Here is a 17,159-nt window from a genome sequence, read left to right as displayed (position 1 = left end):
TGTTTTCTAACCTTGAAGTTTATTTCTATACACGGATACTATAGGCTGAAAATCAGTAAAACGATATAGCTGCGCTGGTGTTTTGGAATAACGGTTCGATTTCTTTGGCTTATCGTTTTCCGATACCGCTTCTATAAATGGCAGTGTTGGTGCTTTTCTAAAAAATGCTGCATCTGTCGAAATTGATGGGTCATCCAAAACCGTTAACAAAACTCCTTGAAGTTCCGAGAGGACAAATTCTTCAGGAAGAAAATGCTTTGCTACAGTAGTCAACGCCATATCTTTTTTAATAAACCAAATCGCATCATCGATGATCGTGCGATGATCAAAAGCTAAATCAAGTCCTAAAGCCTCCTCAATGGAAAATAATTGAATATCCGAGGCATCGTAGGTTGTTTTTCGATTCGTTAAAGCTGCTTCATTGACTATGACATAATGGGCGTTTGAGATGATCCAGCCACGAATATCTCGATTGCGAGAATCATAAACACCAAAATGTTTGATCCGTAATCCATCAACACCAGTTTCTTCCTTAAGCTTTCGTTCTGCTGCTTGAATAGCCGTCTCGTTTGGCTGAACAAAACCACCTGGTAATGCCCACTTTCCTGCTTCGATGTTCGGATTGCCTTCATGATCCTTTTCACTTCGTTTAATCAGCATTATTTTCAACGTTTTAAGTGGTGGCTTATATTCCCCATTGCTCTTTGATGTGATGGTAAAAACAGCAATATCGCTGGTATAACCATCTGGGGTTGTGAATTTATTCTTTATTTTCATTAACCGCACTCCTTTAATTAACAATATGTTAATCGTTAATTAAAATATAATCTACGGTTTGCTGTTAGTCAAGGAAATTTTAGGAATTTTTTTCTCTGCGGGTCAAGATTAATTTGAGGTCCAGCTCTTCTTTATTAAATAAAAAAAGGCCATTCGGTTGTCCGAATCGCCTTTTTAAACTGGTTATTCAGTTGCATTATTTTCGTTTGTTTCGAGTTTTGGTTGCGTCTCCTGCAACTTAGGGAAAGTTATAATCGCCTTAAATAAATCTCCATCTACATAGATGTTAAATTTTCCTTTTTGGACTTCAATGAGGCTTTTAGCAATCGATAAACCTAGACCGCTGCCTTGACTGGATCTAGATTCATCGCCTCTTTTAAATCGCTCCATTAATTCATCGGCAGAAATATTTAACTCATAAGCAGAAATGTTTTTAAATGTAAGCTTGATTTCATTTCCTATATCCTCAATATCGATGTACACTCTTGAACCGTTAAGTGCATATTTAAAGATATTCGATAATAAGTTTTCGATCGATCTCCATAACAATTTTCCATCTGCTGAAATATACACTCTATCATTGGGATGATTCAGCTTGAAGTCCAGATTTGACGCCTCTACCTTATCATTTACTTCTCCGAGACCCTGGGTGATTAAAGAGACAATATCAATTTTCTCAAAATGAACCGCAATATCCCCACTGGAGGCTTTTGCTGCTTCAAACAAATCATCCGTTAATAGTTTTAGTCGTTTTGATTTTTGGTCAAGGATCTCGATATATTCTACGGCTTTCGGTGATACATCTTCATTTTTCAGTAAATCAACATAGGTGATAATCGAAGTTAATGGTGTTCTGATATCGTGCGACACATTCGTAATTAATTCTGTCTTTAATCGCTCGCTTTTCAATTCACTGTCAACTGCTTTTCTCAAACCACCTGTTATGCTGTTAATATTCCTCGAAAGTTTAGAAAACTCTCCTCCCTTTCCTACTTCTATTTGATGATGAAGATTTCCATCCTTAATCTTCTCCACGCCATCCTGAATGAATTGAAAGTGTTTAATCTTTTTGTACGCAAACCAGGCTGCCAGCCCAATCGTTACTGGGAAAATAAAGAAAGTCACCGCGACCAAAAGCGGATAACCAATCACGATTAATACTGTCTTAACCCCTACATTTCCCGTCTCATACACCTTCCTTACAGCAGTAATAAGCTTGCGAATGATGGCATAAATCAAGGTATGTGTTAGGAACGTTTTGTTTTTGCTGTGTTTAACCAAAGAGAAAATTAAGACGAACACCGGTGCTGAAATCAGGATTGTGAAAACGGTGGTCATTCCCTCAATTGTTTCCAACGGCATACTATCCATCCATATAGCCCATAGCGAGATCAATCCTATAACTAAAAAGATATTGATATCATTGTAGATTTTATCTGTTCCATGGAGGTGTACCTGTTGATCCTTGAATGACTTTCTTCCCGTCATGAATGCCAGATAACCAAATGAGAGGATAAACCCTATCAAGAATCCTGCTAAGAAATAAAGATTCTTTGCAACAAGTGCTTTATCTTCTTCCCATTCTTTCATTTTAACGTCTAAAAATTCTTCCGTAAAAGCCACATAAATTACTAAGTTTTCAGGGTTTAATTCGTCTACTTGCTCCGTAATATGGTCTAAGCTTTTATTCTCCTTAATCGTATCAGGATATATTTCTCTTTGATAATCTTCAAAAATTAAATAAGAGGGTTCGGTTTTAAATTGCCGTTTTTCTGTTTTTGTTGTATTTGTATAAACATTGACACCATCACTAACGTAATACAACGGATTTTTGTACTCTTTTAAGTCTTGCATTAGAAAATGAAAATGACGTAGATCCTCCTTGATCAATTTCTCCCTAGCCTGATTGATTTTTTCAGCATACTCTCCTTTAAATTTTTCATAGTTTTCCGCATCACTTAAGTTTGGATTATAGCTCTTAGAATTAATTTGATAATCTGAATATAAGTTCATTTCTTCATTATTCGTCTCTTCATCACTTATCGTTCCGCCAGCTAAGATATGTTCTTCACTCTTATATTCCCTGACAAGTTCCGTTAAATTAACCAAGATCTTTTGATTTTCTCGGACATAAGCCTTACTTAAAAAATAATCATTCTCCATCACAATACTAAAATAGCCATCATTTTCGACTTCAACTGTAATCATTGTTCGAATGACACCCGATAAACAAGTAACTGCCACCATAAAAGCGATTATTTTGGTTGTTATTATATGGCTATATTTTCTCAACTTTATATCCAACTCCCCACACCACCTTTAAATATTTCGGATCTTTCGGATTTATTTCAATTTTTTCTCTGATTTTTCTAATGTGAACGGATACAGTATTTTCTGGACTAAATGCTGTCTCATTCCAAACCTTCTCGTAAATTTCCTCAATCGAAAAGACCCTTCCCGCGTTAGCCGTCAGCAACTTTAGAATTTTATATTGAACGGGTGTAAGATGAACTTCTGACCCATCAACAGTAATCATCTTTGTTTCATCATCAATTGCAAGCCCACCTGAGCGTAATACATGACTCTTCGTTTCAAGTCCTCCCAAACCTCCCAATGAGGTATATCTTCGCAACTGGGATTTAACTCTTGCGATCATCTCTAACGGATTGAACGGCTTCGTAATATAGTCATCCGCTCCTAAATTCAAGCCAATGATTTTGTCTGAATCCTCCGATTTAGCTGAAAGCATAATTAAAGGTATATTATTTTCCTCTCTAATTTTCATCGTCGCTCTCAATCCATCCATTTGCGGCATCATAATATCCATGATTATTAGATGAATTTCATGATCCCTGATAATATCTAAGGCTTCTACTCCGTTGAATGCCTTCAATATTTGATAACCTTCATTCTCTAAATAAATTCCGATTGCATCCACAATTTCTTTATCATCATCACATACTAAAATGTTCATGTTTTTTCACTCCTAACTTAAGCCGTTAACCAATTCTATCACTCCATTATTATCACTTATAAAGGAATGATATCAATCAAATCTTAACAAACAGTTGATGGATTTCTTAAGATTTTCTTATTATTTTAAAAAATTGTTGAATAGGGTTGCTATTAAAATAAATTGCACACGAAAAAGAGCTCCCAAATCAAGGAAGCTCTTTCACTATTGTACTAAATATATACTCATTTACCCAAAAGTAATTTATGCAAATACTTGACTAGTCTTCAATAGGGTTTCTCTGGCAGAGATGTATTCTTGATGCAGCTTTGCGACGTATTCTGCAGCGCTTGTAACCTCATTAATCACACCGATTCCTTGACCGCTTCCCCATATATCCTTCCAAGCCTTTGCTCCCCCTGCTCCACCAAAATTCATTTTGGACGGGTCACTTTCAGGAAGGGCATCTGGATCCAACCCTGCAGCCCGAATCGACGGTGCTAAATAGTTCCCATGAACACCGGTAAATAGATTGCTATATATGATATCATCAGAATTACTTTCGACGATGGCTTTCTTATATTCATCCACAGCCCTTGCTTCGTGTGTCGCAATGAAAGGTGAGCCAATATAGGCAAAATCTGCTCCCATTGCTTGGGCAGCAAGGATAGCGTTTCCATTTGCAATCGAACCAGCCAAGGCCAATGGTCCATCAAACCACTGACGGATTTCTTGAATCAAAGCAAATGGGCTTTTTGCCCCCGCATGACCGCCGGCACCTGCTGCCACTGCGATCAAACCATCTGCTCCTTTTTCAATCGCCTTATGAGCGAACTTATTATTAATAACATCATGGAAGACTACTCCGCCATAACTGTGTGCAGCTACATTGATTTCTTCACGTGCTCCTAGGGAAGTTATAATAATCGGAACTTTGTATTTTACACATAATTCCATATCCTGTTCTAGTCGATCATTAGTCCTATGAACAATTTGGTTAATTGCAAACGGAGCAGCTGGACGATCTGGATTTAAAGCGTTGTAGGCTGCAAGCTCTTCTGTAATTTCCGCAAGCCATTCATCGAGCTGCGCAACAGGTCTAGCATTCAGTGAGGGCATTGAACCAACGATTCCTGCCTTACATTGTTCGATTACTAGCTTTGGATTACTAATGATAAAAAGTGGTGAACCGATGACAGGAATCCTCAAATCCTTAAGGACAGACGGAATATTTCTCATATGTAATCTTTTCCTCCATTCATAGTATCTTAAATAATGAGTTTCATAAAATTATAGTGTCCAAACAATTGGTGCCGTTCATTCTATTTACTTAAAATGAAATTACCATATATTAGAGACCTCAGTCAATCTATTTCAGAAACTTTAGAAGAATAAGATAAATCAAGAGACTACCAGATAATCATCCTTTACTATTAAACTTTATTTAGGTTTCTCTTCCCTGTATGCTTGGTTTCGTCCAAAGCTTAGTTAAGTCGACGTATCCAAAATGTTTGATTTCGACATTCATCAAATTGATTGAAAATGGGATCCGCCGTTTTACGTAATATAAAGGTACACATAAAGATTCAGTCTTCAAATACTGTTCAATCTTCAGATGGTGTGCATTCCAATCCTCAAAGGGAATTGAATGATATGCTCTTATTTGTTGATTTAGTTGTTCATCTCCCTTTATTAAGAGTTGAAGTGGTGAAAAGCTATTTATTAAAAAGAAATAAAAATAAAACGTTTGATTCAGTTCAAAGATTTCACCATGAATGAACAGGTCCGCGTTTGAACGGATATTGGCATCATAAATTGCTTCCCGGAAGGAGATTTTCTCCAGCTCCACAGCCACTCCAGCCATTTCTAGCTTTTCTTTCAACCAGAAAGAAGTATCACGTGTATAATCCACATATTGCATTTTTAATGGCTTGTTCAACCTCGGTTTTGAAATTTCAGGCTTCGAATACCTTTTTGACATCCCGATTAGGAACCCCTCATGGTTGCCTATAATCCGTGAATTGACCATTGAGAGTTCATGACGATGGTTGGCGATGACCATATGGATGTAATCACGTACTTCTTTCCGTTTAATATCTGAGTTTCGAAACGGATTCATTACGACAATCCCAAAGCCAGAATCACTTTCTACTTTAAAGGTATCCACCTTTTCTGATTCATGAGCTCCATAATAAACAACTTCAAATTCCCGAGGGACCTGGATAAACTCTACTCTATCGAGCAAGGGACGATGGCCAAAATACTGTTTAAATGCTGTTAGAACCGTTTTTACAGAAGAATTTTCAGAAAGGTAAAATCCCCCTGTGCCTAGAATGCTGCCATTCACTTCCTTAAAAATACTTGCTGTTAACAGACTTAAAAGTGGGAGAACATACGTACAACCTTCTGGAAACTCCAATTTCACAACAAGTGCTGTAGGACTCGTAATCGTTATGATCGGTTGCCATAGTCTTGAGTAATGTTTATCATTCTTCATTCGCCAAAAGGATTCTACAACATCTTCTGCTTTCATGATCGAGCCGTCGTGAAATGCAACATCTTTCCGTAAATACAAAAGCAAGGAAGTTTCATTGTACTCCCATGTATGAGCAAGCTCAGGGGTAATCGTGTTATCTGCGTTTAACGAGACAACGCGATTATAAAGATTTGCAATCAGATTCGCGCTATGGGTATCGGCAGCTTGAAGCGGGTGAAAGGTTAAAAAGGAATCGAATCTTGGAATAATCAAACGGTCTTGATCTTCTTTGTGGAAACCGAAATTCGTTTGAAAAGCGGTCATTAACCGCTGCTTTGTTTCTTCGGACCATTCGTGCAACAACAATTTGCTTACTTCTTCAATCGCGCCTGCTTCAAGTTTTTGTAGAAAAAGCTGTTCATATTCCTGTTCCACATTCCTTGTCCATTCCATTGTGGATACCTTTCCTCTGCCACGACCAGACTGAAAAACAATCCATCCTTCCTCCTGCCATTTATGAAGTTTTCTTCGCGTTTGTTTTTTACCTAGGAATAATTTTGCAGCAATATCTTCTACTTTCACATTCCCATTTTCCACTAAACTCCATAACCTTAATAAATATTGATCCATTCTTTATCTCCTCTAAAAGTGGACATTTTTCTATAAAAAAGGGCATTTTTAATTCTATTAGTCTCCTTTACTATACAAATAGAGGAAGGTGAAGACAATATGAAGTGGAAAAACTATCCACAAAACTTAAGAGTGCGCCTTATTACGATGTTCTTAAATAAAACAACTTCTAGTGCAGTAATGCCGTTTATGGCTCTTTTTTTCGCCGAGCATAAAGGCGCCGTCTGGGCGGGGCTATTTTTAGTAATCAATGTCATTATTTCATTTATTAGTACTTTACTAGGCGGCTACCTTTCCGATCGCTTTCGGAGAAAATCAGTGCTGATGGCTACTTCAGCCTGTAGTTCACTCATGTTTGGATTGATGACCGTTTGCCTGTTACCTGAACAGAAATGGATTACATTGTTTGCCCTTAGTTATAGTATTTTTATGGCCGGTAGTAGCCTTGGACGTCCTGCTATGCAGGCGATTATTATCGATTCCACTACAGCTGAAAACCGTAAAGCCGTTTATTCGCTCGATTATTGGTTAAATAATTTATCCATGGCAATAGGTGCAGCCTTAGGCGGAATATTTTATCTACATCATCAACTAGCATTATTCTTGGTTCTAACGATCGTATCTGTTAGCTTACCGATTATTTATACAATTTGGTTGCAGGATTCAAACGTGATACAACTAGTGAAAAAACACCAGAACGTATTTATGGATTTAGTTGCAAACTATAGAATCGCCATTCATGACAAGCCATTTGTGATGGCAGTCGTTGGTGGGATGTGCATTTACGCAGCGGAGTTTTCGCTAAATAGTTATATTGGAGTCCGACTGTCTGAAGAATTTCCTTCTGTGTTTATCGGCGATTTTGAAATTGCTGGTGTGAGGATGCTTAGTATCTTAAACATCCAAAATATGCTGCTTGTTGTGTTGCTCACCTTTTTCATTTCGAAATTTACTGACCGATTCAATAAGAATAAAATGCTGTTGTTGGGACTTCTCCTATATGGAGTCGGGTATACAGTCTTGACATCAGCAAATGTATGGTATGTTTTAGTTCTATTCAATTTAATCGCTACCATTGGTGAACTGGTCTACTCCCCTATTGCCAATGCTGAAAAGGCAAATATGATGCCAGAGGATAAACGTGGTTCTTATTCAGCGTTTTCTAGTCTTAGCCTAAGCGGAGCAGATTTAATTGCACGATCTACCATTTTACTTGGTGCATTTTTAGCACCGAGTATGATGAGTGTTTATATTGGATGCATTTTGATGGTAGGGACTCTGCTCCTATATAGTGGATTATTTTTCTTTCATTCCACCAAAAACAACGATAGACTTTATAAAGAAAACAGCTCCGTTCATTAAGTTGAACAGAGCTGTTTTTATCCTTACACAAAATTCTGTGTCGTATTATTTCTACTAAATCGATAAACCGCAATTAAGAAGAATACGGCGGCAAAGGCAAATAGAATCATGAAGTTTAAATATAATCCACTAAATGCCGTTCCCTCTTGGAGCTTCGTTAAGGTGCCCAATGCCCAGCGCTGAGGGAGGAATTGGGCCAATTTTTGTAAGGATTGTGGCATTACCTCGACTGGCCAAAAGCAGCCGGAGAGCATAACCGTTGGGATGATGATTAAATTTTGCATTGCCCCGCCTGAACTGCGGCTATTTGAAAAAGAGACAATCACTAACGATACTCCGACAGCAACAAGCGAGAATAAAAACATAACAAAGAATGCTGACCAAAAGGACATGTTCATACCAATATGGAAAATATTTTTCATTATGGTTAATGTGATTAATACCTGAATCGTCATGACAATCATGTTCACGATCACATTTGATATCAAATATTTTCTCGCATTAATTGGCGTTGATAGCAAACGAAAATAGGTTCGGTTTTCTTTTTCCAACAGAATAATTTCTGACATATTGCACGCTGATAACAGCATGATCATTATCAGGAAGCCAATCGTTTGCGTGGTCATATTCTTGTTTTTGGAGGAATCTTCTAACATATGAGTAGACAGCTTGTAATCTGTTTGTTGGTAATCTTTATACATCTGCTCAAAGATTTGTTGATTTTCACCTGCGGTAAAGCCTATCGTCGAAATATTTTTAACATACTGATTTAAATAAGATTTCACATATCCGGTAATCGCTGCTCCTTTAATGGAGGTAATTTGAATATGGCCTGGTTTCCCCTCCATTACACTTTCTGTATATCCTTTTTCAAAGGTTAAGACACTGTCCAGTTTGCCGGATGTAATATTACTTTGAACATCACGAGCATGAATCATGGTAATCTCCACATTCTCTAACCCTTTTAAAAACTGGATGGTATCCGTTGTGATGATACTTTGGTCTTGATTGACAATTCCAACTTTAAGACTAAGTTGTTGTCCCCCACCGTGCGCCAGCAAAGCAATAAAAATTCCGACTAACGGCATACAAAGAAACATGATGATGTTATTCTTTTTTCGAAATGTCCCTTTTATGGTTTTTTGTATTAACCAAAGAATATCCTTCATTATAGCCCCTCCCTTTTTTGCAACGAGACAACGGCCACGAGTAAAAATAATAATGATCCGGCAAGATTAATGGTTATCGCAGGGGTGGCTGCAGCGAATTCATTCATGTAAATGATTTTCGTAATTGCTGTATTCATCCAGGTTAATGGAGAGAGCTCGGTAAGAAACTTAAAGATTCCTTCTGGATTTTCAATCTTAAAGTAGGCGCCGCCAAAAAACGATGCTAACTGACTAAATAACATAATAATGACGGACGGTGCGGCACTTGTTTTGGTCATGAAGCTTAGGCCTATTCCTAAGCTTACTGCAAAGATTATCTCTGTCAGTAAAACAAGGAAAACCAACCCGAGATTGTCACCCCAATGTGCTTTAAAAAATAGCTTACTAAATATGATAACGAGGATAACACAAATACTATTCACCACAAGGCTTCCCAGCAGTTTTCCAATAAAGATTTCACTTTTCCTTACCGGAGAAGCGATAAGGCGATCCCCGGTCTTTCTCACACGTTCACTCGTAATTAGAGAACTTGATCCCATCGCCCCATAAAGGACAATCATCGTGGTAATGACAATCACATAATAATCCATCGAACTTGGCTGTTTATCAGGCAGAAGTGAAGTTTCTTTGATAAAATCATCTGGCTGCTCACGTGTTAAAGCACTTTCTAACTTTTCTGGCGCTACCTTAATAATTTCAGAAGCAATATTGGACTGACCCACATAAGAGGAAAGCATTCCTTGAAGAATATTCCCTTCAATACTAGATCCATTATTGAGGTACAACTGGACTCCTTCATTCGTCACTTCCACATACCCATCATATTTCCTTTTCTCTACTTCTTTTTCACCATCGATCCGGTCTGTCGCTTCTTTAAAATGAATCCCTGATTTTTCGACCTCTTCTATAAAAAGCTGAAAGTTTCCACTCTCTGTTGTATCTTTATATAACACATCGATATCATCCACTGGTAGACTAGTCGTAAAGGCATTTGACAAGGCTGTGCCAAGAACGAGCATTAATAAAATGGGGAATACTAGCATAAAAATCAGGGTACGAACATCGCGGAAGTCCGTCTTGATCCCCTTCCAAGCAATATTAATGATATTCAAATGAAAACCCTCCTTTCCCGTTCTTACTGATCACGGAGTTTCCTTCCTGTTAATGTTAAAAATACAGTCTCGAGATTAGGTGCTTTATCTTGTAAGGAACGGATTTCGATTTGGCTGTTCATGAAGTGCTCAATAATTTTGTTTAAGTTATTAACTCCGGAATCTGAGTTGATTTTTACCATATTTTCATCAATCGAAACGGCTTCAACGCCGTTAATTTCTTTAATTGACTCTACATCTACATTTTGCGTTGATTTTACTTCTATCCAAATATCCCTTGTATTGGTTATAATCGATTTAAGTTGCTCTTTTGTTCCTTCGGCAATGATTTTCCCATGATCAATAATGGCAATGCGTGAACAGATTTCCTCTACTTCTTCCATGTAGTGGCTAGTATAGATTATCGTACACCCCATCTCATTAAGCTTCCGAACCGAATTTAGAATGTAATTACGGGACTGTGGGTCAATTCCCACCGTTGGTTCGTCCATGATGATGAGTTTAGGTCGATGAGCAATCGCACAAGCAATATTTAAACGTCTCTTCATACCACCGGAAAAACTTTTCGGATAACTTTTTTGTTTATCTTGAAGACCAACAAATCTTAGTGCTTCCTCCACTCTGTCTGTTAATTCAGTTCCGCGTAAACCATATAGTCCTGCAAAGAATTTAACATTTTCATAAGCAGTCATATCTTCATAAATAGCCAAATCTTGTGGAACCATGCCGAGATTCATTTTGGCAAAACGACTGTGTTTCGCACTATCTTTCCCTAATATATTTATGATTCCATCATTACTGCGAAGGAGCCCCGCAATCATATTAATGGTCGTACTTTTCCCTGCTCCATTAGCACCAAGAAATCCAAAAATTTCACCCTCGGCAACGGCTAAAGACATATTATCAACTGCGATAAAATCGGCAAATTTCTTCGTTAGGTTGTTAATTTCTAATACGTTCATTCTTTTCACCCCTTAATCATCTTTATGGTTAAAGTATAAAGAAAAAGAATGAACGCATGTAGTGCAATCGTTCATTCTTTTCACATGAAAATATTCATATTGTGAGCATGAGAATCTCATGCCTGAATGGGCAGGAGCATCGTAACGGAAAAACCATGAGTACTGTCGACGATGATTTTCCCATTTAAAGATGCCGTCCGTTCTTCCATTCCGATAATTCCCAGTCCCTTCTTAATTTTATCCGTACCTACCCCATTATCTTTAATTTCAACTCGGATCATTTTGTTTAAAATCTTTATATCGATTGAAACGTGAGTGGCATGTGAATACTTCATGGTATTTGTTAATGCTTCCGTCATATTTTCATGAATAATTTTCCATTGTATCGCAGAAATGATTTCTAAATTTCCTTCAGATGTAAGAGCCGCTTTGATCTGTTGTTTTACGTTAAACTGATCAATGAGCAGCTTTAATTGGTGGATCCCTACTTGTTCTGTTGGTGGTTTCATATTTTTCAATGTCATTCGAATACTTTCAATACCTTCCTTAGAAATATTGATCGAATTTTGCAGTAATTCAACGGCTTTTTCCTTATCGTATTCCATCAATCGTTTCGCTGCTTCCATTTGAAACAAGGCACCTGTCAAGGAATGCCCTATTTTATCATGAATTTCCTGTGAGATTCGATTTCTTTCCTCTAATTTATAGGTGTATTCCAACTGCCTTATGTATTCTGTATTTTCATTTAAGGTTTTCGTTAATTTTTGAAGAGATTTTCGCATTTCATCGCTTTGCCGTTCCGTCCTTGCCAGTTTCTCGCTTGCCATTCTTGTAATCGAAAAAATCATAAAACTAAAAAATGCAATTAAGCCATAGAGAGATTGAATTGCCGAATCCAAATACAAAATCGGGATGAATGCTAGAAGCAAAATCGCCAATTTATTAGGGATAAATTTCCCTGCTATTTCATTGATTGATATCGGAATAAGTAACGCAAACAAGGGATACAAATATAAATAACCAAGTGTAGAAATCGCTATGGATAACAGAAGCAAGATCACGATAAAGGTATTCCTTTTTAATATATAGGAAGTAATAGTAATACAAAAATAAATAAGGATTGCCAAAACTGACCAAGAAAAGTGACTGATATCTTCACGTACACTATTGATAGCTATATAGCTTAATAATGCAAATTTCATTAATATTAGCCAAACATCCATGTTATTCAACTTTCCCCGTGATAAAGTAAATCGCTATTTGCGTTCGGTGCTCAAGTCCAGTTTTGCCTAGGATCGAAGTGATATAGTTTGCAACGGTGCCTTCAGAAATAAATAATTCCTTTGAGATCGCTTTATTGGAAAATCCTCTTGCAATCAACGACATAATTTCTCGTTCTCTTTCGGTAAATGGCTTCATATCGATTTTTGTTTCGGTTGTTTTATTTTCCGTTAAATTTGTCTTTATTTTTTCTAAAATAACATCCTGTATAATGCTGTTCCCGTTAAAAACACTCTTAATGGCATCACGAATTTGTTCAGGGTCATTGTTTTTTAACAAATACCCTTTTGCCCCATATTTGATCGCATCAAGAATGTATTCATCATCATCAAAGGTAGTTAATATAATAGGCTTGGTGTTCGTTTGTTCGCATATCAGCTTCGTCGCTTCCACACCATTCATTTTCGGCATTCGAACATCTAGCAAAGCAACATCAACCTTATTTTTTAGACAGTAATCCACCGCTTCTTTACCATCATTTACAGTATCCACAACTTCAAACTCATTATAGGTGGAAAGAATGATCTTTAGCCCTTCTCGAATAAAAGAATTATCGTCCGCAATTATCACTTTGATATTCATAAAATCACATCCTTAAATGCCATTATAGCATCTAGAACGACAGCCGCCCCCACTTAATTTGGCAAAAAAATAACAGGCCTGGTGTATTTTATACACGAGGCCTGAATCCATTCTTATTATGAATTTGATTTCGTTATTTTGTAATTCTTGTGATTAACAATTGTTGTCAGTGGTTCATCTTTCACTTTGGAATAACCATACTGGACAATTACCGAATTTTCTCTTACTCCCGTAACCGTACCATCATGCGTTTCTCCATCACGTTTAAAGGAAATATTATCACCAAGTTTTGCATTCGCCATTTCATCACCCCGATAATAGAATAACCAATTACAACCAAAAAATACTTTTCAATGGTAATTAATTCTTCTGTTACGTTTTATTGGTTTAAATATGTCAAATTCCCAGTAGCAATGTCATAAACCCTCCCGTCTTGTAATGTTTTTCATCTAAATTAAATGAAATGTAACTCTATCGTTCTGTATCTCTTGGACTAGCCCATGTTAGGGTAGATACATACGAGATAACAGGAGGTAGCGACACATGAAAAACATCAAGAAAAAACTCGTTGTAGCTTGTGCAGCTACAATTGCCTTTATAGGGATAAATAATACAGCTAATGCAATGAGTGAAAATCAAGTGATCACAAATGATTATTTTTGGGATTTTGATAACCCAGCTGGTTTAATAGTGGATGATAATAACCCAGAAAATACAGGACATGTAGATTGGATATATATAAGAGAAATATTAGGAAATGAACAAACTGACGTTCAACCAGAGCCAACTGAGGTGACAGAATCAGCACCAGTTGCGCCAGCTGTTTCGATTTCAGATGAAGAAAAAGATTTATTTGCTAGATTAGTAGAAGCAGAGGCAAAGGGTGAATCTTATGAGGGTAAAGTGGCCGTTGCGACGGTGGTTTTAAATCGGGTGGAATCACCCCATTTTCCTAATACTATAACTGGAGTGATCAATGAAGTGGTCGGGGATGCTTTTGCCTTTTCACCTGTACAAAATGGTGAAATCAAGAATCCTGCATCCGATGAGGCCATTCGAGCAGTGGAAGAATCCTTAACGCGACAAGAACGTTTAAATGATTGTATTTATTTTTATAACCCAGACATTGCAACTGATAACTGGATCCGCACACGTGAAGTAGTGACTACGATCGGTAATCATGTATTTGCAAAATAAAACTTTTCTTACTCGTGCAGGCACCATCCAAATTTTTGGATGGTGCCTGTTTCTTTCCACATACTAATAGCGAGGTGGAAAAAATGACGATTGTACGTCTCGGATATGTAGCAATGAGCATGGAGCTAAAGAATGCATCTCCTTCGCAAACGATGACGTTTGCTCAGTTTCAAAAAATTGACGATCGGGATGCAGCACTCCGCAAGTTGGAAAGGATTGCGTTATCGAATTTGCAAAATACACTGCGGCTGCTTAAGCATAATGCTGCTTCAGAAATACATTTTTACCGATTGACTTCTCGGCTGATTCCTTTAGCTAATCATGAGGAACTATTGGATTGGAATTATATGCAACCTTTAAAGGAAATGCTGCGAGAAATTGGGGACTATGCTAACTTACATAAGATGCGAATTGATTTTCATCCGGATCATTTCGTACTCATCAATTCCCCGCAGCCACATATATTTAAAAATTCGATTCAGACACTAAAACTACATTACTTACTGTTAAAAGGAATGCGGATTGACGCAACACACCGTTGTGTCATGCATGTTGGCGGTAATTATAAAGAAACTGAGTTGTCACTCGAGCGATTTGTGGAAAATTGGATGGATGTCCCAAAATCGATTCAAAAAATGATTATGCTGGAAAATGACGATACTTCCTTCACGCTTGAAGACACTTTATACTTATGCGAAAAATTAGAAATCCCACTGGTGTTTGATTATCACCATCACCTCGCACATCATCAATATCCAAACTGGGAAGTAAATTGGGACCGGATCGTGCACACGTGGAAGAACTCCCCACTTCCGATTAAAATGCACATTTCAAGTCCGAAAAGTGATAAAGCATTTCGACATCATGCGGATACCGTAGACATTGATATGTTTTTTCAATTCTTAAATGTAATTAGGGGCAGTGTCCCTCAAATAGACTGCATGATTGAGGCTAAAAATAAAGACCAAGCACTCTACCAATTAATTGATGATATAAAAAAACGAGAGGATATAGAAATCATCGACGGCTCTTCGTTTTATTTGAAGTAAAAGGAGATAAATCATTTGAATTTATCTCCTTTGATCTTTACAAATTAAATTTCGATTTCAAATAATAGAAAACTCCGTCTTCATCGCAGGTGAAATCCGTTACCTCATCGGCAAATTCTTTGATGCGGTCGGGTGCATTTTTCATCGCAACGGCATAATGGGCATGCTGTAACATCGGCAAATCATTGTCACTATCACCAATTGCCAAGATTTCAGACTCCGACAAATGAAAGTGGTTTAACATCTGTTGAATCCCTGTTGCTTTGTGAACATTCGCTACCATCAGTTCGACATTATGTTCTGAAGAAATCGACGTTGAAAAGTCTAGCTCTTCTTTCAATCGTTCAAGTTCTTCTTTCCACTGGTTGATATGTTCTTTTGTCCTAGCAAAGAAATAAAACTTGGAAAATTCATTTCCCTCAACTTGCTCTTTCCAGGCAATTTCCTCTTTGATTGCTTGTTTCCGTGAAATCCACTCATTGATTCCCACTGATTCTGGCTTCGGTTCTCTAATTTCATCTTCCACGTAAGCCTGGTCCTGTTTTAATGTTACACGAGGAGTTCCATATGGAAAAAGTTCATAGTAAACCTTGTTTTCTCTCGCTTTTTCAATCACGATTTCTACCAACTCTCTTGAGAGGGAATGTTTAAAAACAATCTCGTCATCCACATACCCTGCCATTCCATTGGAGGTAACGAGTCCATCTACTTGAAAGCCCTGAGGTACAACACCCGCTACTTCATTAAAAGCTCTGCCTGTAGCGATGAAAACATAGATACCTTTGCTCCGAATCACATCAATGATTTCTTTCGTCCGAATACTAACTTGATTATTATGATTTAGGATCGTTCCATCCATATCTAGAAAAATTGCCTTTGTTCTAATTTCCACTACTATAACCCCCTGCTATGTATAAGAGTAAGTATACACCTGGGAATCTCTGACCTCAAACGATCATTTAAGATCCTTTGCTTTCCAAATATCATATAGCATTTCTTTAAATAATTCATTTACGTCTTTCTTTTTTTGCTTTTTCAACCATTCCACCTGATCAATTGGCAGTTTTAGTTTTAGGTTCATATCTTCAAGGGGCATTTCCACTTTCCTGATTGCTTCTATCGTGATTCCCTCTTCGATATTTGGAAACCATGAATCATTTTCATTAACCCGTTCAAAATCCATGTAGTCATCCTCATCACCAAGGTCACTGAATAAATTTAGTTGCGGTAATCCTCCTGGCAGAATTTTAACATTCATGATGGAATGAATGATTCTCCCGTCCTCTAATTCGATCTCGATAATCAAAGTTTCTTCCTTTTGATATTTTTTAACCGTGACCTCACTTACGATCATATCTAGTGATAACGTAGAGCCCGTAATGGATTCAAAAATATAGATAGCACTATTAAATAAGTGAATATTCTCACCATCAATTTTGACTGATTTTACTGCAACCATAACCGTTCCTCCACATATGAAACATAATCTATTATTATACTAATTTTATAACAATTTGGGAGAAGCGATCAATATTTGTTCGAGCCGCGGTATAAAACATGATAAACTATCGTTGTTGAATTGAATCAACGGAGACTGTTTTAACGATAA

16 protein-coding genes are annotated in these 17,159 nt (G+C 37.3%); 3 read left to right on the top strand and 13 right to left on the bottom strand.

The window, feature by feature from the left end:
* Positions 1–6: 6 nt before the first annotated feature.
* The 5 genes from ACWM35_RS17910 to ACWM35_RS17890 all read right to left on the bottom strand — a co-directional run bounded on the left by ACWM35_RS17910 (position 7) and on the right by ACWM35_RS17890 (position 6,836).
* Entirely contained in the window at positions 7–777 is a 771-nt protein-coding gene (locus ACWM35_RS17910; RefSeq protein WP_454820213.1) for an NUDIX domain-containing protein, read from the bottom strand.
* A 183-nt stretch (positions 778–960) separates the two neighbouring features.
* On the bottom strand, positions 961–3,081 hold the full coding sequence (locus ACWM35_RS17905; RefSeq protein ID WP_454820212.1) for a histidine kinase dimerization/phospho-acceptor domain-containing protein: 2,121 nt from the start codon (positions 3,079–3,081) through the stop codon (positions 961–963).
* Complete coding sequence (locus ACWM35_RS17900; RefSeq protein WP_454820211.1) at positions 3,056–3,751, bottom strand: response regulator transcription factor; 696 nt, start codon at positions 3,749–3,751, stop codon at positions 3,056–3,058. Before ACWM35_RS17900 ends, ACWM35_RS17905 begins: the two co-directional genes overlap by 26 nt.
* Positions 3,752–3,994: 243 nt before the next feature.
* Positions 3,995–4,969, bottom strand: a complete 975-nt coding sequence (locus ACWM35_RS17895) for an NAD(P)H-dependent flavin oxidoreductase (RefSeq protein ID WP_454820210.1) — start codon at positions 4,967–4,969, stop codon at positions 3,995–3,997.
* A 205-nt stretch (positions 4,970–5,174) separates the two neighbouring features.
* Positions 5,175–6,836 carry an ABC transporter substrate-binding protein gene (locus tag ACWM35_RS17890; protein ID WP_454820209.1) on the bottom strand — a complete coding sequence of 554 codons (1,662 nt, stop codon included), beginning with the start codon at positions 6,834–6,836 and terminating at the stop codon, positions 5,175–5,177.
* 99 nt (positions 6,837–6,935) lie between these two features.
* On the opposite strand from ACWM35_RS17890, the gene ACWM35_RS17885 reads away from it, so the two are divergent.
* Positions 6,936–8,198: an MDR family MFS transporter gene (locus ACWM35_RS17885; protein WP_454820208.1), complete on the top strand. Its 1,263-nt coding sequence runs from the start codon at positions 6,936–6,938 to the stop codon at positions 8,196–8,198.
* Positions 8,199–8,221: 23 nt separating this feature from the next.
* Here the strand turns inward: ACWM35_RS17885 and ACWM35_RS17880 are convergent, their stop codons facing one another.
* From ACWM35_RS17880 to ACWM35_RS17855, 6 genes are all read right to left on the bottom strand, one after another.
* The gene (locus tag ACWM35_RS17880; protein ID WP_454820207.1) at positions 8,222–9,367 is read right to left on the bottom strand and encodes an ABC transporter permease; all 1,146 of its coding nucleotides are present in this window, start codon (positions 9,365–9,367) and stop codon (positions 8,222–8,224) included.
* Entirely contained in the window at positions 9,367–10,479 is a 1,113-nt protein-coding gene (locus tag ACWM35_RS17875) for an ABC transporter permease (protein WP_454820206.1), read from the bottom strand. The genes ACWM35_RS17880 and ACWM35_RS17875 overlap by 1 nt, the downstream gene beginning before the upstream one ends.
* Positions 10,480–10,502: 23 nt before the next feature.
* Positions 10,503–11,441 carry an ABC transporter ATP-binding protein gene (locus ACWM35_RS17870; protein WP_454820205.1) on the bottom strand — a complete coding sequence of 313 codons (939 nt, stop codon included), beginning with the start codon at positions 11,439–11,441 and terminating at the stop codon, positions 10,503–10,505.
* A 116-nt stretch (positions 11,442–11,557) separates the two neighbouring features.
* Positions 11,558–12,664 (bottom strand): sensor histidine kinase, encoded by a 1,107-nt coding sequence (locus ACWM35_RS17865; protein WP_454820204.1) that lies wholly within the window; start codon positions 12,662–12,664, stop codon positions 11,558–11,560.
* Between the two features lies 1 nt (position 12,665).
* Positions 12,666–13,304 carry a response regulator transcription factor gene (locus tag ACWM35_RS17860; protein WP_454820203.1) on the bottom strand — a complete coding sequence of 213 codons (639 nt, stop codon included), beginning with the start codon at positions 13,302–13,304 and terminating at the stop codon, positions 12,666–12,668.
* Positions 13,305–13,420: 116 nt separating this feature from the next.
* Positions 13,421–13,606: a DUF2187 family protein gene (locus ACWM35_RS17855; protein ID WP_454820202.1), complete on the bottom strand. Its 186-nt coding sequence runs from the start codon at positions 13,604–13,606 to the stop codon at positions 13,421–13,423.
* Positions 13,607–13,847: 241 nt separating this feature from the next.
* Here ACWM35_RS17855 and ACWM35_RS17850 point away from each other — a divergent pair, with 241 nt between their 5' ends.
* Positions 13,848–14,501: a cell wall hydrolase gene (locus tag ACWM35_RS17850; RefSeq protein ID WP_454820201.1), complete on the top strand. Its 654-nt coding sequence runs from the start codon at positions 13,848–13,850 to the stop codon at positions 14,499–14,501.
* An 83-nt stretch (positions 14,502–14,584) separates the two neighbouring features.
* Entirely contained in the window at positions 14,585–15,550 is a 966-nt protein-coding gene (uvsE, locus tag ACWM35_RS17845) for a UV DNA damage repair endonuclease UvsE (protein ID WP_454820200.1), read from the top strand.
* Between the two features lie 37 nt (positions 15,551–15,587).
* Here uvsE and ACWM35_RS17840 read toward each other — a convergent pair whose 3' ends face one another.
* A complete protein-coding gene (locus tag ACWM35_RS17840; RefSeq protein ID WP_454820199.1) occupies positions 15,588–16,442 on the bottom strand; it encodes an HAD family hydrolase in 855 nt (284 codons plus the stop codon).
* Positions 16,443–16,505: 63 nt separating this feature from the next.
* Complete coding sequence (locus ACWM35_RS17835) at positions 16,506–17,009, bottom strand: hypothetical protein (RefSeq protein ID WP_454820198.1); 504 nt, start codon at positions 17,007–17,009, stop codon at positions 16,506–16,508.
* Positions 17,010–17,159 lie beyond the last annotated feature (150 nt).

The organism is Neobacillus sp. K501, assembly GCF_053749995.1.
This window is presented reverse-complemented; position numbering and strand designations above follow the sequence as displayed.